General features: G+C 60.0%; 14 protein-coding genes. 6 read left to right on the forward strand and 8 right to left on the reverse strand.

Features of this window, described 5'->3' with window-relative positions; all coding sequences use genetic code 11:
• Positions 1-36: 36 nt before the first annotated feature.
• Positions 37-1,947: a 3-dehydroshikimate dehydratase QuiC gene (gene quiC, locus AC3I0A_RS22120; RefSeq protein ID WP_489374668.1), complete on the reverse strand. Its 1,911-nt coding sequence runs from the start codon at positions 1,945-1,947 to the stop codon at positions 37-39.
• 485 nt (positions 1,948-2,432) lie between these two features.
• Here quiC and AC3I0A_RS22125 point away from each other — a divergent pair, with 485 nt between their 5' ends.
• Positions 2,433-3,770 carry an MFS transporter gene (locus tag AC3I0A_RS22125; protein WP_489374670.1) on the forward strand — a complete coding sequence of 446 codons (1,338 nt, stop codon included), beginning with the start codon at positions 2,433-2,435 and terminating at the stop codon, positions 3,768-3,770.
• Positions 3,771-3,831: 61 nt separating this feature from the next.
• On the opposite strand, the gene AC3I0A_RS22130 is transcribed toward AC3I0A_RS22125, so the two are convergent.
• Both AC3I0A_RS22130 and AC3I0A_RS22135 read right to left on the reverse strand, forming a co-directional pair.
• Positions 3,832-4,710 carry a DMT family transporter gene (locus tag AC3I0A_RS22130; protein ID WP_489374672.1) on the reverse strand — a complete coding sequence of 293 codons (879 nt, stop codon included), beginning with the start codon at positions 4,708-4,710 and terminating at the stop codon, positions 3,832-3,834.
• Positions 4,711-4,858: 148 nt separating this feature from the next.
• A complete protein-coding gene (locus tag AC3I0A_RS22135) occupies positions 4,859-5,635 on the reverse strand; it encodes an IclR family transcriptional regulator (protein ID WP_489374674.1) in 777 nt (258 codons plus the stop codon).
• Positions 5,636-5,820: 185 nt separating this feature from the next.
• Between AC3I0A_RS22135 and ypfJ (AC3I0A_RS22140) the strand changes: the two genes are divergently transcribed.
• The 3 genes from ypfJ (AC3I0A_RS22140) (at position 5,821) to AC3I0A_RS22150 (ending at position 8,686) form a co-directional block, all read left to right on the forward strand.
• A complete protein-coding gene (ypfJ, locus tag AC3I0A_RS22140; RefSeq protein WP_489374676.1) occupies positions 5,821-6,687 on the forward strand; it encodes a KPN_02809 family neutral zinc metallopeptidase in 867 nt (288 codons plus the stop codon).
• Between the two features lie 149 nt (positions 6,688-6,836).
• Positions 6,837-7,730 (forward strand): KPN_02809 family neutral zinc metallopeptidase, encoded by an 894-nt coding sequence (ypfJ, locus tag AC3I0A_RS22145; protein ID WP_489374678.1) that lies wholly within the window; start codon positions 6,837-6,839, stop codon positions 7,728-7,730.
• Entirely contained in the window at positions 7,730-8,686 is a 957-nt protein-coding gene (locus AC3I0A_RS22150) for an alpha/beta hydrolase (protein ID WP_489374680.1), read from the forward strand. The genes ypfJ (AC3I0A_RS22145) and AC3I0A_RS22150 overlap by 1 nt, the downstream gene beginning before the upstream one ends.
• 113 nt (positions 8,687-8,799) lie before the next feature.
• On the opposite strand, the gene AC3I0A_RS22155 is transcribed toward AC3I0A_RS22150, so the two are convergent.
• The 3 genes from AC3I0A_RS22155 to AC3I0A_RS22165 all read right to left on the reverse strand — a co-directional run bounded on the left by AC3I0A_RS22155 (position 8,800) and on the right by AC3I0A_RS22165 (position 10,935).
• Positions 8,800-9,393 (reverse strand): HAD family hydrolase, encoded by a 594-nt coding sequence (locus tag AC3I0A_RS22155; protein WP_489374682.1) that lies wholly within the window; start codon positions 9,391-9,393, stop codon positions 8,800-8,802.
• Positions 9,390-10,259 carry an acyl-CoA thioesterase II gene (gene tesB / locus AC3I0A_RS22160; protein ID WP_489374684.1) on the reverse strand — a complete coding sequence of 290 codons (870 nt, stop codon included), beginning with the start codon at positions 10,257-10,259 and terminating at the stop codon, positions 9,390-9,392. The genes AC3I0A_RS22155 and tesB overlap by 4 nt, the downstream gene beginning before the upstream one ends.
• A 106-nt stretch (positions 10,260-10,365) precedes the next feature.
• Positions 10,366-10,935, reverse strand: coding sequence for a GNAT family N-acetyltransferase (locus AC3I0A_RS22165; RefSeq protein WP_489374686.1), 570 nt, complete (start codon positions 10,933-10,935; stop codon positions 10,366-10,368).
• A gap of 86 nt (positions 10,936-11,021) precedes the next feature.
• On the opposite strand from AC3I0A_RS22165, the gene AC3I0A_RS22170 reads away from it, so the two are divergent.
• Positions 11,022-11,942 carry a histone deacetylase family protein gene (locus AC3I0A_RS22170; protein WP_489374688.1) on the forward strand — a complete coding sequence of 307 codons (921 nt, stop codon included), beginning with the start codon at positions 11,022-11,024 and terminating at the stop codon, positions 11,940-11,942.
• Between the two features lie 285 nt (positions 11,943-12,227).
• Here the strand turns inward: AC3I0A_RS22170 and AC3I0A_RS22175 are convergent, their stop codons facing one another.
• Together AC3I0A_RS22175 and purL are read right to left on the reverse strand one after the other, a co-directional pair.
• Positions 12,228-12,539, reverse strand: coding sequence for an NGG1p interacting factor NIF3 (locus tag AC3I0A_RS22175; RefSeq protein WP_489374690.1), 312 nt, complete (start codon positions 12,537-12,539; stop codon positions 12,228-12,230).
• Between the two features lie 5 nt (positions 12,540-12,544).
• Positions 12,545-16,441 carry a phosphoribosylformylglycinamidine synthase gene (gene purL, locus AC3I0A_RS22180; protein WP_489374692.1) on the reverse strand — a complete coding sequence of 1,299 codons (3,897 nt, stop codon included), beginning with the start codon at positions 16,439-16,441 and terminating at the stop codon, positions 12,545-12,547.
• Between the two features lie 285 nt (positions 16,442-16,726).
• Here purL and mltF point away from each other — a divergent pair, with 285 nt between their 5' ends.
• Complete coding sequence (gene mltF / locus AC3I0A_RS22185; RefSeq protein ID WP_489374694.1) at positions 16,727-18,187, forward strand: membrane-bound lytic murein transglycosylase MltF; 1,461 nt, start codon at positions 16,727-16,729, stop codon at positions 18,185-18,187.
• Positions 18,188-18,295: the final 108 nt, after the last annotated feature.

Consider the following 18,295-nt stretch of genomic DNA (forward strand, 5'->3'; position numbering starts at 1 on the left):
TACAGGCGGCCGTTTCTGGCCGCCGTTACGAAACTCCTACAACTTGGCGTGTCGCACCCCACCACTGCGCGATTTGGCCATCGCTGCCAGACGCACCGCGACGTTCGCCGCGCCATATCCCACGTAGCCATTCTTGCGCTGGATAATTTCGAAGAAGAAGCGCCCTTCGAAAGGTTCGGTGTAGACGTGGAACAGCTCACCGCCCTGTGCGTCACGGTCATACAACACGTTGTAGTACGCCAGTTCACTGAGGAACTCGTCGTCGAAATCGAAGCGTGCCGCGAGATCGTCGTAGTAATTGAGCGGGATGTCCAGCAGCGGCACTCCAGCTGCCTTGGCACGACTGACTTCGGCGAAGATGTCCTCACAGTCGAAGGCGATGTGGTGCACACCGGAACCGCGATAACTGGACAAGGCGTGAGAAATCGCGGTGTTGCGGTTCTCGGAGATGTTCAGCGGCAAGCGAATCGAGCTGCAACGGCTGCGCAACGCGCGGCTCTTCACCAGGCCATAAGGATCGGGCAGCACCACTTCATCGTCGGCCTCGAAATCCAGCAGGCTTTTGTAGAACAGCACCCAACTGTCGAGGCTGTCCGCCGGCAGCGCCATGGCCATATGGTCGATGCGCTTGAGGCCGCCGCTGGCGGTCGATGCCGGTTGCAAATTGAAGTCGGTGTCGTAGAGGGTTTTGCCACCAGAGTCCTGATCCACCAGGTAAATCAGGCTGCCATCCGGCGCGCGCACCGCGGCTAGTTCAAGCTCGTTCGGCCCGACCAGACCACGATAAGGTTGACCTTTGTAAGCCACCGCCCGTGCCAGCGCGCTGGCGCTGTCCTTGACCCGAATCGCCGTGGCGCACAGCGACGGCCCGTGGGACTCGAAAAAGCTGTGGGCAAAGGAATACGGCTCGGAGTTGAGAATCAGGTTGATATCGCCCTGGCGCAGCAAGCTGACGCTCTTGGAGCGATGCTGACCGGCCTTGACGAACCCCAGCCGCTCCAGCCAATGGGAGAGCTTGGCGCCGAGGCTTTCGTCCACGGCAAACTCAAGAAACTCGATGCCGTCGTACTCGCTGGCCGCAGGCGTGGCGAACAGCGTATCGAGGTTGGCCGCAGGCGTAGCTTCTTGTTGCAGGCGCTCGCGGGTCTTTTCTTCCAGGTACAGCAGCGAACGCAAACCATCGGCGGCATTGGCCCGAGGCGGCGCGGCGCGAAAACCGTCGTTGAAGATCTCCAGTGACAGCGGCCCTGTGTAGCCGCTCTTGATGATCGGCGCAAGGAAGCCCGGCAAGTCGAACTCGCCCTGCCCTGGGAAGCAGCGGAAATGCCGGCTCCACTCCAGAACGTCCATGGCCAGAATCGGCGCGTCGGCCATTTGCACGAAGAAAATCTTGTCGCCGGGAATCCCGGCGATGGCACGCGGGTCGCCCTTGAGCGACAAGGTGTGGAAACTGTCCAGCAACACCCCAAGGCTTGGGTGATCGGCCTGGCGGACGATATTCCACACCTGTTGATAAGTGTTTACATGCCGACCCCAGGCCAAGGCTTCATAGCCGATCCGCAAGCCGCGGGCACCGGCGCGCTCGGCCAACAAGCGCAAGTCGTCGATCAGGATTTGCTCATCACCGACGCAGTCTGCCGAGGCGTTGCTGCACACCAGCACCAGATCGGTGCCGAGCTCCTGCATCAGGTCGAACTTGCGCTCGGCCCGCTCGAGGTTGCGCGGCAAGCGATCGCGGCGGCAGCCCTCAAAATCACGGAAGGGTTGAAACAGCGTGATGGCGATCCCCAGGTCCGCGCACATCTGTTTGATTTCACGCGGGCTGCCGTCGTAGTAGAGCAGGTCATTCTCGAAAATCTCCACCCCGTCGAAACCGGCGGCGGCGATGGCTTCAAGTTTTTCCGGCAGGGTACCGCTCAAGGAAACGGTGGCAATGGAACGCTGCATGTTTCAACTCCCGGTTGTGGGGATGGTGAGGTGCGCGAATCTATCTGGTGATCAACTGTGGCGAGGGAGCTTGCTCCCGCTGGGCCGCGAAGCGGCCCCAAAACCCGGCATCGCGATTCTTCAGACAGAACGCATCAGCCAGCTATACGACTGCTTCGCAGCCGAGCGGGAGCAAGCTCCCTCGCCACAGGTCTTGTATCTGACTCTTGACCGCCTTAACTGACCAGCATCAGGGCAAGCCCGCGCTCATGGGTCAGAGTTCGCTTTGGTGCGCCAATTATTGGTCTGGCGATTCCATACAGCAATTCAAAGTGTACGAACTAGTTAGTTTTTCGGGCGATTATCGAACACAATGGCCGTTGGCGAATTGACGATTTTTTGCTCACTGCGCACCATCGACACCATATTGAGGCACCTGTGAACGCAGGCCTCAGTTACCCAAGACCCAGTACACACCATAAAAATTTCAAAAATCGGGTACCCACATGATTCCTTCTCAAAGCTCACGCATAACCCCAGACCTGGGCGTCGCCAGAGGCGGCATAGGTGACAAGATTCGCGGAGCCATGGCCGTCGGCAAGACCCGCTGGGGCATGCTGGCACTGGTGTTTTTCGCCACCACGCTGAACTACATCGACCGCGCCGCACTGGGCGTGATGCAACCGATCCTGGCCAAGGAAATGAGCTGGACGGCGATGGACTACGCCAACATCAACTTCTGGTTCCAGGTCGGTTACGCCGTCGGCTTCGTTCTGCAAGGACGGTTGATCGACAGGATCGGCGTGAAACGGGTGTTTTTCTTCGCCGTGCTGCTCTGGAGTCTGGCCACTGGCGCTCATGGCCTGGCGACGTCTGCAGTCGGTTTCATGGTTTGCCGATTCATCCTGGGGCTGACTGAAGCGGCCAACTACCCGGCCTGCGTGAAGACTACCCGGCTGTGGTTCCCGGCTGGCGAGCGCGCAGTAGCGACCGGCATTTTCAACGCCGGCACCAACGTTGGCGCCATGTTTACCCCGATGCTGTTGCCATTGGTGCTGCAGGTTTGGGGCTGGCAAGCCGCGTTCCTCTGCATGGCGGCACTGGGCGCGATCTGGCTGACGTTCTGGGGTCTGAAATACTTCAACCCGGAAGATCACCCGTCGGTAAAACAATCCGAACTGGACTACATCCATAACGAAGTCGAACCGGAACAAACCCCCGTGCCCTTCTCGCGGATCCTGCGGATGCGTGGCACCTGGGCCTTCGCCCTGGCTTATTCGATCACCGCGCCGGTGTTCTGGTTCTACCTGTACTGGCTGCCGCCGTTCTTGAATCAGCAATACAACCTGGGTATCAGCGTCACCCAAATGGGCATTCCGTTGATCATCATCTACCTGACCGCAGACTTCGGCAGCGTCGGCGGCGGCATTCTGTCGTCGTTCCTGATCGGTCGCGGGATGGCGCCAATCAAGGCGCGGCTGATATCCATGGCGCTGTTCGCCTGCTGCATCATTGGTGTGGTGTTCGCCGCCGGTTCCAGCCATCTGTGGGTAGCGGTCGGGGCGATTTCCCTGGCCATCGGTGCGCACCAGGCCTGGACTGCGAACATCTGGAGCCTGGTGATGGACTACACGCCCAAGCACATGATGAGTACGGTGTTTGGCTTCGGCGGCATGTGCGCGGCCGTCGGCGGGATGTTCATGACGCAACTGGTGGGCTACGTCCTCACCACCACCCATAACAACTACACCGTGCTGTTCACCATGATCCCGGCGATGTACTTCATCGCGCTGATCTGGCTGTACTTCATGGCACCGCGCAAGATCCCGAAAGTCGAAAACTGATCCACCCTCGTGCAGGCCTGGCTCCAGGCCTGCACATCTCTCTCCCCCCCGCGTTTATCACTCACTGACGTCGCTGCTGCCAGACCGCGGCCAGACCGCTGAGACAAATCACCCCGATGCCGAACACCGTGGTCAGGGTCGGTGTATGGGAAAACAGCAGCCAGCCCAGCAAACCGGCGAAGACAATCTGGCAGTAACCAAACGGCGCCAGCAACGCCGGTGCGGCGTGGCGGAACGCCTGGGTCAGAAACAAATGCGCGGTCATGCCACACGCCCCCAACGCCACCATCAGCAAACCGTGAGCAAAGCTCGGTACTTGCCAGAAGAATGGTACCAACGCACTCATCACCAAGGTGTTGCACAGGCCGGCAAAAAAATTACTGGTAGTCGGGCTGTCGAACTCGCTGAGTTTGCGCGTGAGCAATTGATAGAAGCAGAAAAACAGCGCCGAGCAGAATGGCAACAGCACCGCAGGGGTGAACAGTTCGCCGCCAGGGTGAACGATAACCAGCACTCCGATAAAACCGCAGATCACCGCCAGCCATTGGCCACGGGTAACGTGCTCGCCGAGCAACGGCACCGATAGTGCCGTGACCAGCACCGGCGCAAGAAAATTGACCGCAGTCGCTTCGGCCAACGGGATAAACAACAAGCCCGTGGTGAACAACAGACTGGTACTGAGCAGACACAGCGCCCGCAACAACTGCAGCAGCGGCCGTTTGCTGCGCAGCACCCGCAGGCCGGACTGCGGCAGGAAAATCCCGGCCATCAGCAAGGTGTGCACCACATAGCGGGCCCAGACCACCATCATCACCGGATAGAAACCAGAGAGGTATTTGGACAAGGCGTCATGACTGGAAAACAGAAAGGTTGCCACGACGACCAACAGAATGCCCTTGAAGGGTTGATTGACGCCGGAAAGGGGTGTGCTGAGGGTCATGGGGTTCTCTGAGAGAAAGCTGAGCTCTAATTATTTAGAACCCGGTTCCAGTTTCAATCAATAGAGAAATAAAAAGCTGTGCGAACAGCGCACAGATTATGGAATGCTCTACGAAATCCCCGTAGGGACGTGAGTCAACCCGAAAGGTTCAGCTAAAGAGTTCCGACGCCTGACTCGCCGCCGACAACTCATCCGCAAACCTCAACAACAGCGGCGCCAGCTCATGCAGCCTGGTTTGCGGCAGCCGCGCACTCGGCCCGGCCACACTGAGCACACCGATCACCCGCCCATCCACCGGATGACGCACCACCGCGGCAATGGCCGAAGTGCCGACCGCCGAACTTTCCTCGACCCAGGCATAACCCAGTTCACGAGCCAGACGCAAACGCTCGAGCAGTTCGATATTGGAACGCGGCGCATTCGGGCCCGGCTCCAGCGGTACGTCCGCAGCTTGCCGTTCAACCAGCGACAAGGCCTCGGCGTCGCTCAGGCAAGCCAGCCAGGCATGCCCGGAGGCGGTGTAGAACAGTGGCGCTTCACGGCCCATGTCCGGGTCGTAGCGCAGGCCGGAACGGGCGCCCTGAGACTTGGCGATCCAGGTCTGGCGCTCGCTCTCGATCACCCCCAGACGCACCAGCTCGCCGGTTTCCTGAGCCAGGCGATCGAGCACCGGTTGAACGATATCCGCACCGCTGCTGGACAGGTAACGAAAGCCCATGGCGACCAGTTTGGTCGACAGGTGATAACGCAGAGTGTCCGGATTCTGCCGCACGTAACCCAAGCGAATCAGCTCGGCGAGCAGACGGTGGGTGGCGCTTTTCGGGATGTCCAGTTGCTCCGCCAGAGTCTGCATCGGCAGGCCTCGCGAGTCACTGGTGAGACTTTCCAGAACGCTGAAAACACGTTCGATTTGACTGCCGGCCATGGTTGGGGTCCAGACGAAATTTGCCTGATTCTAGAAGACAACGTACCAAATACGAAACCTGGAACTGTGTTCCGGAATGAAATAGCCTTACGTGCGTTTACACAATTGCGCGTTCTTTCAACGTCAACCGAGCTATCTATAAAGACAGGCGATTACCGCCGATCACGCTATGGAGAGCACGATCAATGTTATGGAACAAAGCAAGACGCAGTGCCAATGTGGTGGATGCGCGCGATGGCCGGCAAACGCGCACATTGACTGGTAACAAGCTGGGGCTGGGGCTCGGCGCCTTCGCCCTGGCGGGTATCGGCCTGTATGCCGGTGTCGACCCGCCGGTCGACCAGGTTCGACTGGAGCCCGTCCCCATCGAAGTACTCGACTCGCCAGCCATAGACGCGTCCGTCGCCGAAGATCCCCGACTGGCGTTTGTCGAAGCGGTGCTGGGTGATACCGAAGACACCTGGAACCCGATATTCGAGCAACTGGGTAAACGCTACCCGGAACCGACCCTGACCCTGTTCGATAACGGGGTGGTCTCCGGTTGTGGTTTTGCCAGGTCCGCCAGCGGCCCCTTCTATTGCCCCGAGGACCAGCAGCTGTATCTGGATCTGAAGTTTTTCCGTGAGATGGCGCAGCGCTATGCAGTGGTCGGCGACTTCGCCCAGGCCTATGTGATCGCCCACGAAGTCGGGCATCACGTGCAAACGGTGCTCGGTCTGACACAAGCCCTGGACGATGCGCTGGACGCCGATCAGCCGGTGGCGGGGGCGAATGGCCTGGAAGTTCGCTCAGAGCTGCAGGCCGATTGCCTGGCGGGTGTCTGGGCCCATCACGCGCAGCAGCGTCTGAACTGGCTGGAGCCCGGAGATATCGAAGAGGCGCTGCATGCTGCGGCAGTGTTCGGTGACGACTATGCCCGGCGCAACCCGAACCGCGCCCAGTCGCCAGAGACGTTCAGCCATGGCACCTCGGCCCAGCGTGCGCAATGGTTCCAGACCGGTTTTGCCGAAGGCCGGATCAGCCTGTGCGATACCTTCGCCGCTGACCTGTAAGACCACCACGGGCGGGCGAAACCTCCCGCTCGTGACGCTGAAATGCAGCAGGCATCTAACCTTTGTCGCTCGGCGTGGTCTGACGACTGGACTGGCGCCAACCCCACTGACCAGCAACACTCATCAGCAAACCAAAAGAGAATTCCCACATGCTATGGAAAAAAGGTCGACGCAGCGACAACGTGGTGGATGCTCGCGGTGACGATACTGGCGTTGGCGGCGGTGGGATGCGTTTCGGTGGTGGCAAGGGCCTGAGTCTGACAGCCATTGTGCTGATTGTCGGCATTGGCTGGTTGACCGGACAGGATCCGCTGCAGATTCTCGGGCAACTGACCGGTCAGATGACCGAGCAATCGGCACCCTCCACCCAACAGACGCGCAAGGCGCCGCCGGCCAACGATGAGCAGGCGGAATTCGTCCGCTCCATCCTCGGTGACACCGAGGACACCTGGGCTCAGATTTTCCAGCAGGCCGGACGCCAGTATCAGGACCCGACGCTAATCCTCTTCAGCAACGGCGTGAATTCCGCCTGCGGTTTTGCCACCTCCGCCACCGGCCCTTTTTATTGCCCGGCGGACCAAAAGGTTTATCTGGACATGAGTTTCTTCCAGGAGATGTCCCAGCGCTTCTCCGCTGCCGGCGACTTCGCTCAGGCCTATGTGATCGCTCACGAAATTGGTCACCACGTGCAAACCTTGCTCGGGGTTTCCGCCAAAATCCAGACTGCTCGGCAACAGGGTCGGCAGATGGAGGGCGACGGTGGTCTGTTGGTGCGTCAGGAGTTGCAGGCCGACTGCCTGGCCGGTGTCTGGGCGCACATTGCGCAAAAACGCCTGAACTGGCTGGAGCCGGGTGACATCGAAGAAGCGCTGAACGCGGCCAACGCCATCGGTGACGACCGTTTGCAACAGCAGGGCCGGGGCCACGTGGTGCCGGACTCCTTCACTCACGGCACTTCGGCGCAACGGGTCCGTTGGTTCAAGGCCGGTTTTGCTAAAGGTCAGATCGACCAGTGCGACACCTTCGCCGCGGGGAGCCTGTAATGCGTAAGTGGCTGCTGGCTTTACTGATCACCTGCGCCGGCACCCAGGCTGCCGAGCAAGGGGCTGAGTCGATCAGCCCCGGGCGCTTGCAGTTGAAAGCCGGCGAGATGGCAGTGGCCGTAGGCCCGTCGCCGGCGAAAATCGAACGCATGCTGATCATTATTCATGGTCCTTCACGCAATGCTGAAACCTACCTGCAGAGCGCTGAATACGCGGCCAGGCAGGCCGGGCAAAACACCACCACTCTGGTGATCGTCCCACAGTTTCTCAATGAAACCGATATCGTTCGCCATCAACTGACGGACAACCTGTTGTACTGGAAGGGCAATGACTGGATGGCCGGAGGCTTATCCACAGGTCAAAATTCTATGAGTTCCTACACGGTTATCGACGAAATCATCGCCCGACTGGGTGATCGACAACAGTTTCCGGACGTGAAGGAAGTCGTCATTGCCGGTCACGCCGACGGCGCTCAGGTGGTTCAGCGTTATGCATTGTTGAGCCAGGATCAGCCAGCCCTCAAGACGGCTGGCGTGCAGGTGCGCTACGTGATCGCCAATCCCTCGTCGTATGCGTATTTCAATGAGCAACGGCCGGTGGCTTTCAAACACGCCGGTTGTCCGGATTTCAATCGCTGGAAGTATGGGCTGAAGGACTTGCCCGCCTATGCCGGTGGGCAAACACCCAAACAACTGGAGGAAAACTACGTCAAGCGTGACATCGTTTATTTACTGGGGCAGCAGGACATCGAGCCGAATCATCCGGCGCTGGATAAAAGTTGTGAAGCCCAGGCCCAAGGCGCTAATCGATTGATCCGCGGGCACAAATATTATGTCTATCTGAAGCGGCGCCATCCTCAAGGGTTGAATCAGCAACTGATCGAAGTGCCCGGGGTTGGGCATGATGGGGACGGGATGTTTACCTCGCCTGAGGGGCAGAAGGCGTTATTTCGATAGTCGAGATGGTATTGCCTGACCTGACGCCTTCGCGGGCAAGTCGGATCGCCGCACCGCCGCTCCCACAGGTAACCGTATTCTCCCGTGGGAGCGGGCTTGCCCGCGAATGGACCTCAAGCAGACAACATCTGCCGCAATGCCAAACAATCCTGCGCATGCCAATCCGTCAATTCCGGCCACGGATTATCCGGCAAATTGACCAGCACGGTCCGTGCGCCAGCCGCCCGACCGCAATCCAGGTCAAAGCGATAATCACCGACCATTACCATCTCGCTCGCCGTCACATTCCAGGCTTGCGCCAGTTTCAGCAAACCACCCGGATGAGGTTTTGGCGGGGCTTCATCGCGGCCCAGCACATCCTCCACCGCGAAGCAGTCGGCCAGACCGATCGCCTCGAGCGTGACATGCGCCAGTTCGCGAGCGTTGCGTGTGAGGATGCCCAGGCGATAACCCCGCCCGGCCAACTCACGCACCAGTTCCACCGCTCCCGGCGCCGGTTTCGAACCCAGCGCCAGATCCCGCTCATGCTCAAGCAGCCAAGCGTGTTTGGCCGCGGCTTCATCGGCCGGCAGCGCAGCGAGGTGGGTCAGGATGTCGTGTTCCGCGGGGATCGCCAGCGCCTCGCGAATCGCCACGAAGTCATGCACGGCGATCGTCAGCGTGCCGTCCATGTCGAACACCCAGTACCGAACCTCGGAGAGACTCATGCCCAATCCTTGCGGTGACGAATCAAGCCTTCCTGAGTGACCGACGCTACCAATTGCCCGGCGCGATTGAACACGCTGCCTCGGGAAAAACCACGGGAATTGCCGGCCCACGGGCTGTCCATCGCGTACAGCAGCCAATCATCGGCGCGCAAGTCGCCGTGGAACCACAAGGCATGGTCGAGGCTGGCGACTTGCATGTCTTTCTGCCAGACCGATTTGCCATGGGGCAGCATCGAGGTAGTCAGCAAACCGAAGTCCGAAGCGTACGCCAGCAGGTATTTGTGCAGCGCCGGCGAGTCGGCCAAGGCGCCGTCGGCACGGAACCACACGTACTTGATCGGGTCGGCGGGTTGCGGGTTGTAGGGGTCTTTTTCCGTCACCGGGCGCACTTCGATCGGCTTGGGGCACAGCAGCTTTTCGCGCATGTGCTCCGGGATCAGGTGTGCCTGTTGCTGGGCGATTTCCAGTTCCGACGGCAGATTCTCCGGGCCGACCACTTGCGGCATCTGAAGCTGATGCTCGAAACCTTCTTCGTCATACTGGAACGATGCGCTGCAGGTGAAGATCGGATTGCCCTTCTGGATCGCCGTGACGCGACGGGTACTGAAGCTACCGCCATCGCGCACCCGATCGACCTGATAGACCACCGGCAAAGCGGCATCGCCGGGGCGCAGAAAATAGCCATGCATCGAATGCACATGACGCGCTTCTTCGACGGTCTGGCTGGCCGCCGACAACGATTGACCGAGTACCTGGCCGCCGAACAACTGGCGAAAACCCAGGTCCTGGCTACGACCGCGAAAGAGATTTTCTTCGATCGGTTCCAGGGTCAGCAGGTCGACCAGATCTTCCAACACGTGGCTCATTCAGACTCTCCTCACACAGAGCAATGCCGCGCAGTCTTGGCTGCGGCGGTCGATTCGGTTTTTGGCCCGGGCCAACAATGGACCCATTGTAAACGTCCAGGCAGGCTTAGCCATGCAAGGTTTCCAGCCATTGTTCACGAGTGATGCGGTACAGCACATGATGGCGCAGCGGATCATCGCTGCCGAGCCTGGGATGCTCGAAGTCGTGCGCAGGGTCGTACTGCATGCCGATCGCCTGCATGACTTTCTGCGACGGCAGATTGGTCAAGGGAGTAAACGCCACGACCTCCTTCAGCGCCAAGCGGTCAAAGCCGCAACGCAGAGCGGTCCAGGCCGCTTCACTGGCGTAGCCCAAGCCCCAATGCTCGCGAGCCAGACGCCAGCCGATTTCCACCGCCGGTGTGAATGCTGCGTCGAAACCGACATGCAGCAGGCCGGTCAGGCCAATAAAGTCACCGGTGTCCTTACGCTCCAGCGCCCACAGGCCGAAGCCATACTCGGCAAAATGGCCGCGTATTCGCCCGATCAATGCGGCGCTTTCCAGTCGACTCAAGGGTGCGGGAAAATAACGCATGACTTGTGGATCGGCACACATGGCCGCAAATTCCGGCAAATCGTCATCGCTCCACTGACGCAACAGCAGCCGCGCGCTCTCGAGTTCCAGTATCGGCTCCATCGTGCCCCTCCGTTTCCATGCCACAAGTCTACATCGCTGGTAGGATCCTTCACTCATTCCTACATGCCTTCCTAGATAAATCTGCCATGCCCCTGCCGCTGATCTACCACGAAGACTACAGCCCCGAGTTTCCGGCGGAACATCGCTTCCCCATGGACAAATTTCGCCTGCTGCGCGATCACCTGGTGGACAGCGGCCTGACCCGCGACCCCGAGCTATTGCGCCCGCAGCTGTGCCCGCCGGACATTCTCGCCCTCGCCCATGACCCTGGGTATATCGAACGCTATATGGGCGGCGAGTTGTCCCGCGAAGACCAACGGCGTCTTGGTCTGCCCTGGAGCGAAGCACTGGCCCGGCGCACCGTGCGCGCGGTCGGCGGTTCGCTGCTGGCCGCCGAGCAAGCGCTGGAGCATGGACTGGCCTGCCATCTGGCCGGCGGCACCCATCACGCCCATTACGACCATCCGGCGGGATTCTGTATTTTCAATGACCTGGCGGTGATCAGCCGATATCTGCTGGAAAGCGGCCGGGTGGGTCGGGTACTGATCTTCAATTGCGATGTGCATCAAGGTGACGGGACTGCACGCATCCTGGAAGACACCCCGGATGCAGTGACCGTTTCCCTGCATTGCGAAAAGAATTTTCCGGCACGCAAAGCCCAAAGCGATTGGGATATCCCGTTGCCCATGGGCATGGGCGATACGGACTACCTGAAAGTGGTCGACGATGCGTTGAACTACCTGCTGCCGCTCTACCAGCCAGACCTGGTGCTGTATGACGCCGGTGTGGATGTGCATAAGGATGACGCGCTGGGCTACCTGAAGCTCACCGACCAAGGCGTCGCCGCCCGCGATGAAAGCGTACTGCACCACTGTCTGGGCCGCGACATCCCGGTGGTCGGGGTGATCGGCGGCGGTTACAGCAAAGACCGCAAAGCGCTGGCGCGACGCCATGGCATCCTCCATCACAGCGCACAACGGGTCTGGGAGTCATCAGGCTGTCACTGAGATGTGGGCGCGTTACCCACAATGCCTGTGGAACTGCCTGTGGATAACCTGAGTGGAAGGTTCTGCAGGCGCCGCTGCGTATAGCCTGCGGAGCGCTGAGTGTTTTTTGATCAGTTAATGACCCATTGCCAGCCAGGTATGGGTGATCGGTGTACATCCGCGAGAGCAGGTCGGCTGTCCGGCCGCGGGCAAGCCGGCCCCATAGTTGATTGGCATACCCACACACAACAAAAAACCCGCTGAACCAGTAAAGGTCAGCGGGTTTTTCATGTGGCACCGATCAGATCAGAAATCTTCCAGACGCCACACTTCATAAGCCGGTGTTTCATAGGGATGGCTTAGCTTGAGCGCCGCCACTACAGCGACAATCAGCTCATCAGCCACCACCAACTCAACCTTCCACTCCTCAACCCGCTCGACCTGCCCCGCTTCACCAATGAACGGCTGACTGCCGTCCAGTGGCCGAAACTGACCAAGCCCCAGCACCTGCCACGCGCAATGATCATAGGCGCCGATCCGTCCGCCACCGGCGGCGAATACGGCGCTTTTGACCACTTCGACATGACTGTCGGGAACAAAAAAGCTGAGCTTGTACACGGCTTTTAGTTAACCCAAACGCGCGCGTTACGGAACATGCGCATCCATGGCGCGTCTTCGTTCCAGTCTTCCGAGCGCCAGGAGTTCTGCACGGCACGGAACACCCGCTCAGGGTGCGGCATCATGATGGTCACGCGACCGTCGCGGCTGGTCAGCCCGGTGATCCCGCGCGGCGAACCGTTCGGGTTGGCCGGGTAGTTTTCAGTGACCTTGCCATGGTTGTCGACGAAACGCATGGCCACGCAACCGGACAGATCGGCTTCGAGCAGTGCCTCTTCGCTTTCGAATTCGGCATGGCCTTCACCGTGGGCGATGGCGATCGGCATGCGCGAACCGGCCATGCCTTGCAGGAAGATCGAATTCGACTCCTGCACCTGAACCATCGCTACACGGGCTTCGAACTGTTCGGAACGGTTACGCACGAAGTGCGGCCAGAACTCGCTGCCCGGGATCAGTTCGTGCAGGTTGGACATCATCTGGCAACCGTTGCACACACCGAGGGTGAAGCTGTCGTTACGCTCGAAGAAGCCCTGGAAGGCATCCCGTGCGCGGCTGTTGAACAGTGCCGACTTGGCCCAGCCTTCACCGGCACCGAGAACGTCGCCGTAGGAGAAACCGCCGCAAGCCACCAGACCTTTGAACTCGTTCAGGTCGACACGACCGGCAAGGATGTCGCTCATGTGCACGTCGATCGCGTTGAAGCCGGCACGGTCGAACGCCGCGGCCATTTCCACCTGACCGTTGACGCCCTGCTCACGCAGTACCGCCACCTGAGGACGAATGCCTTTCTTGATGTACGGCGCAGCGACGTCCTGGTTCACATCGAAGCTGAGCTTGACGCTCAGGCCCGGGTTGTCTTCTTCCAGCAGCACGTCGAACTCTTGCTCGGCGCATTCCACGTTGTCGCGCAGACGCTGGATCTGGTAGCTGGTTTCAGCCCACTGACGTTGCAGCAAACGACGCTGACCGTTGAACACGGTCTCGCCATTGAAGCTGATGCTGATTTCGCCGTTGTTGAGCGGCTGGCCGATGACCGAGACGCAGTCGCCAAGACCGGCAGCACTGAACTGCGCGAGGATGTCCGGGGTGGCGTCCTGACGAACCTGGATCACAGCACCCAGCTCTTCGTTGAACAGAATCGCCGCGATGTCTGCCGAGGTTTCCGCCAGACCGTCGAGGTTCAGGCTCAGACCACAGTGGCCGGCGAAGGCCATTTCCACCGCACTGGTCAGCAGACCACCGTCGGAACGGTCGTGGTAAGCCAGCAGATGACCATCGGCGTTGAGGCCCTGGATCACTGCGAAGAAGGCCTTCAGGTCTTCCGGGTCATCGACGTCCGGAGCCTGTTTACCGAGCTTGCCGTGAACCTGCGCGAGGATCGAGGCGCCCATGCGGTTCTGGCCACGGCCCAGATCGATCAGGATCAGGTCGGTGGTGCCTTTGTCCATGCGCAGTTGCGGCGTCAGGGTCTGACGGATGTCAGTCACTGGCGCAAAACCGGTCACGATCAACGACAGCGGCGAGGTCACGCTCTTATCAACGCCCTCTTCGCTCCAGCGAGTGGCCATCGACATCGAGTCTTTACCGACCGGGATGGTGATGCCCAACTCCGGGCACAACTCCATGCCAACGGCTTTGACCGTGTCGTACAAACGAGCATCTTCGCCTGGGTGGCCGGCAGCGGACATCCAGTTGGCCGACAGTTTGATGTCGGAGATTTTGCCGATGCGCGAAGCGGCGATGTTGGTCAGGGTTTCGCCGATGGCCATGCGACCGGAGGCCGGAGCATCCAGCAGTGCCAGCGGAGTACGCTCGCCCATGGCCATGGCTTCGCCGGTGTAGACGTCGAAACTGGTGGCGGTCACGGCGACGTCAGCCACCGGAACCTGCCACGGACCGACCATCTGATCACGAGCGACCAGGCCGGTAATGGTCCGGTCACCGATGGTGATCAGGAAGCTTTTGCTGGCCACGGCCGGGTGATGCAGAACGCGTTCGACGCATTCAGCGATTTCCAGGGCGCTCGGGTCGAAGTCATCGCCCAGCTCGCTTTCGCGAACGGCCGAACGGTGCATACGCGGGGCTTTGCCCAGCAGCACTTCGAGCGGCATGTCCACCGGGCTGTTGCCGAAGTGGCTGTCGGTGACCGTCAGTTGCGGCTCGGCAGTGGCTTCGCCGACGACGGCGAACGGGCAGCGTTCACGTTCGCAGATCGCTTTGAAACGCTCGAAGTCGGCCGGACCGACCGCCAGTACGTAGCGTTCCTGGGATTCGTTACTCCAGATTTCGTGCGGGGCCATGCCCGGCTCGTCGTTTGGAATGTTGCGCAGTTCGAAACGGCCACCACGGTCGCCGTCGTTGACCAGTTCCGGGAAGGCGTTGGACAGACCGCCCGCACCCACGTCGTGGATAAAGCTGATCGGGTTGTGTTCACCCAACTGCCAGCAACGGTCGATGACTTCCTGGCAGCGGCGTTCCATTTCCGGGTTTTCGCGCTGTACCGAAGCGAAGTCCAGGTCCGCCGAGCTGGTGCCGGTGGCCATGGAGGAAGCCGCACCGCCGCCCAGGCCGATCAGCATCGCCGGGCCGCCGAGCACGATCAGCTTGGAGCCAACGAGGATTTCGCCTTTCTGTACGTGTTCTTCGCGGATGTTGCCCATGCCGCCAGCCAACATGATTGGCTTGTGGTAACCACGCACTTCTTCACCACGCGGAGTGGTGATGGATTGCTCGAAGGTACGGAAGTAACCGGTCAGCGCCGGACGGCCGAATTCGTTGTTGAATGCAGCGCCGCCCAATGGGCCTTCGATCATGATGTCCAGCGCGGTAACGATGCGCTCTGGTTTGCCGTACGGCACTTCCCACGGTTGTTCGAAGCCCGGGATTTGCAGGTTGGACACAGTGAAACCGGTCAGGCCAGCCTTGGGCTTGGCACCGCGACCGGTGGCGCCTTCGTCACGAATCTCGCCGCCGGAACCGGTGGATGCGCCGGGGAACGGGGCAATCGCGGTCGGGTGGTTGTGGGTTTCGACTTTCATCAAGATGTGCACCGGTTCCTGCACCGCGCCGTACTGGCGGGTTTCAGGGTCCGGGAAGAAACGGCCGGCGACGTTGCCGACGATCACCGAAGCGTTGTCCTTATAAGCCGACAGAACGCCCTCGCTGTGCATCACGTAGGTGTTCTTGATCATGCCGAACAGGCTTTTTTCCTGGCTCTGACCGTCGATGTCCCAACTGGCGTTGAAGATCTTGTGACGGCAGTGCTCGGAGTTCGCCTGGGCGAACATCATCAGTTCGATGTCATGCGGGTTGCGCTTCAAACCAACGAAAGCGTTGACCAGGTAATCGATCTCGTCTTCGGCCAGGGCCAGGCCCAGTTCGACGTTGGCTTTTTCCAGCGCGGCGCGACCGCCACCCAACACGTCGATTGCGGTGAGCGGCTTGGGCTCGGAGTGACTGAACAGGCCAGCCGCCTGCTCGAGGTTTTCCAGCACGATCTGGGTCATGCGGTCGTGCAGCGCATCAGCAACAAGCTGTGCCTGCGCGTCGGTGAATTCACCGGCGACGTAGAAGGCGATACCGCGTTCCAGGCGCTGGATTTTCGCCAGGCCACAGTTACGGGCGATATCGCTGGCCTTGCTCGACCATGGAGAGATGGTGCCGAACCGCGGCAACACCAGAAACAGTCGGCCGGTCGGCTCTTGTACCGGCACGCTTGGGCCGTACTTCAGAAGGCGCGCGAGCACCTGCTGTTCGTCGCCAGTCAGGACGCCGTTAACTTCGGCGAAGTGAGCGAATTCAGCATACAAGCCACTGACAGCCGGAACGCATCGGCTCAGTTGCTCAAGAAGTTTGCTGTGGCGAAAGGCAGAAAGGGCAGGAGCGCCGCGCAGGATCAACATCTTCGGGACAGCCTCGGGAAGGGAATGCTTTGAGGCCGTGCATTCTAGCCTAAACCGCCCGCGACGGCACCCGAAACGGCACGCCAGACTTTGGCCGAACGTCGGCCCGCGGTTCAGGGCCTGTAACCTATGGGTATCAAGGCGGGTGCGAAGGGTTATTTTCACCCCTACATTCGCGCCACAGCGCCTGTTCTTGAGGCCTTTAGTCGGTTTCCCCACTCACTAACAGACATGCCCTTCGCTGTCGAGATATGGCGGCCGTGGTCCTTTGCGTATACTGCGCAGATGTTTTCCCAAACGGCTTTCCGTCCGCGCTTTGCCAAATGGCTCATCGCAACCGGACTCTTCCTGATGCTTGGTGCCTGTGTTGATAAACCCAGCACACTCGAGCGCGTAAAGGAGGATGGCGTGCTGCGGGTGGTCACCCGTAACAGCCCCGCCACCTACTTTCAGGATCGCAACGGCGAAACCGGCTTCGAATACGAGCTGGTGAAACGTTTCGCCGACGATTTGGGTGTCGAGCTGAAGATCGAAACCGCCGACAACCTCGACGATCTTTTCGCTCAGATCGGCAAACCCAACGGCCCGGTGTTGGCAGCTGCCGGCCTGATCAGCAGCGAAAAACGCAAGAAACAAGTCAGGTTTTCCCACAAGTACCTGGAAGTCACTCCGCAGATCATCTACCGCAACGGCCAGTCCCGCCCGACCAACGCAGCCGATCTGGTGGGCAAGCACATCATGGTGCTCAAGGGCAGCACCCACGCCGAGCAGTTGGCGGATCTGAAACTGAAATACCCTGCTATTGAATACGAAGAGTCCGACGCCGTTGAAGTCGTCGATCTGCTGCGCATGGTCGATGAAGGCCAGATCGATCTGACGCTGGTCGACTCCAACGAAGTAGCGATGAATCAAGTCTACTTCCCCAAAGTACGGGTCGCCTTCGACCTGGGCGATGCCAGTAACCAGAGTTGGGCGGTTGCCGCGGGCGTTGACAACAGTCTGCTTAACGAGATCAACGCCTTCCTCGACAAGGTGCAGAAGAACGGCACCTTGCAACGCCTGAAAGACCGCTATTACGGGCATGTGGACGTACTCGGCTATGTCGGCGCCTACACCTTTGCCCAGCATTTGCAGCAACGGCTGCCCAAGTACGAGAAGCACTTCAAGGCGTCGGCCAAGGAAGAGAAAGTCGACTGGCGCCTGCTCGCCGCCATTGGTTATCAAGAGTCGTTGTGGCAAGCGGCAGTCACGTCCAAGACCGGTGTTCGCGGCTTGATGATGCTGACGCAGAACACCGCCCAGGCCATGGGCGTGTCCAATCGTCTGGACCCCAAGCAAAGCATCAGCGGCGGTGCCAAGTACCTGGCATACACGAAAGATCAGCTGGACGACAAGATCCTGGAACCGGATCGCACCTGGTTTGCACTGGCAGCCTACAACGTCGGCAGCGGCCATCTCGATGACGCGCGCAAACTGGCCGAGAAAGAAGGCCTGAATCCGAACAAGTGGCTCGATGTGAAGAAAATGCTGCCGCGTCTGTCGCAGAAGCAGTGGTACAGCAAGACCCGCTATGGCTATGCCCGTGGCGGTGAGCCCGTGCATTTTGTCGCCAACATCCGTCGTTACTACGACATCCTGACCTGGGTCACGCAGCCGCAGCTCGAAGGCAATCAGGTGGCTGAAGGCAGCCTGCATGTACCGGGCGTGGACAAGACCAAGCCGACTGAAGAAACCCCGCCGCTTTAATCTGGCTAACCGAGATCAAATGTGGGAGCGAGCTTGCTCGCGAAAGCGGTTCAACATTCAACATCTCTGTCGACTGTGACACCGCCTTCGCGAGCAAGCTCGCTCCCA

The sequence above is a fragment of the Pseudomonas sp. KH_024_B2 genome, from assembly GCF_057839965.1.

Coding starts and splice junctions, on each gene's coding strand:
- quiC (WP_489374668.1), bottom strand. CDS start 1,947: ATGCAGCGTTCCATTGCCACCGTTTCCTTGAGCGGTACCCTGCCGGAA.
- AC3I0A_RS22125 (WP_489374670.1), top strand. CDS start 2,433: ATGATTCCTTCTCAAAGCTCACGCATAACCCCAGACCTGGGCGTCGCC.
- AC3I0A_RS22130 (WP_489374672.1), bottom strand. CDS start 4,710: ATGACCCTCAGCACACCCCTTTCCGGCGTCAATCAACCCTTCAAGGGC.
- AC3I0A_RS22135 (WP_489374674.1), bottom strand. CDS start 5,635: ATGGCCGGCAGTCAAATCGAACGTGTTTTCAGCGTTCTGGAAAGTCTC.
- ypfJ (WP_489374676.1), top strand. CDS start 5,821: ATGTTATGGAACAAAGCAAGACGCAGTGCCAATGTGGTGGATGCGCGC.
- ypfJ (WP_489374678.1), top strand. CDS start 6,837: ATGCTATGGAAAAAAGGTCGACGCAGCGACAACGTGGTGGATGCTCGC.
- AC3I0A_RS22150 (WP_489374680.1), top strand. CDS start 7,730: ATGCGTAAGTGGCTGCTGGCTTTACTGATCACCTGCGCCGGCACCCAG.
- AC3I0A_RS22155 (WP_489374682.1), bottom strand. CDS start 9,393: ATGAGTCTCTCCGAGGTTCGGTACTGGGTGTTCGACATGGACGGCACG.
- tesB (WP_489374684.1), bottom strand. CDS start 10,259: ATGAGCCACGTGTTGGAAGATCTGGTCGACCTGCTGACCCTGGAACCG.
- AC3I0A_RS22165 (WP_489374686.1), bottom strand. CDS start 10,935: ATGGAGCCGATACTGGAACTCGAGAGCGCGCGGCTGCTGTTGCGTCAG.
- AC3I0A_RS22170 (WP_489374688.1), top strand. CDS start 11,022: ATGCCCCTGCCGCTGATCTACCACGAAGACTACAGCCCCGAGTTTCCG.
- purL (WP_489374692.1), bottom strand. CDS start 16,441: ATGTTGATCCTGCGCGGCGCTCCTGCCCTTTCTGCCTTTCGCCACAGC.
- mltF (WP_489374694.1), top strand. CDS start 16,727: ATGTTTTCCCAAACGGCTTTCCGTCCGCGCTTTGCCAAATGGCTCATC.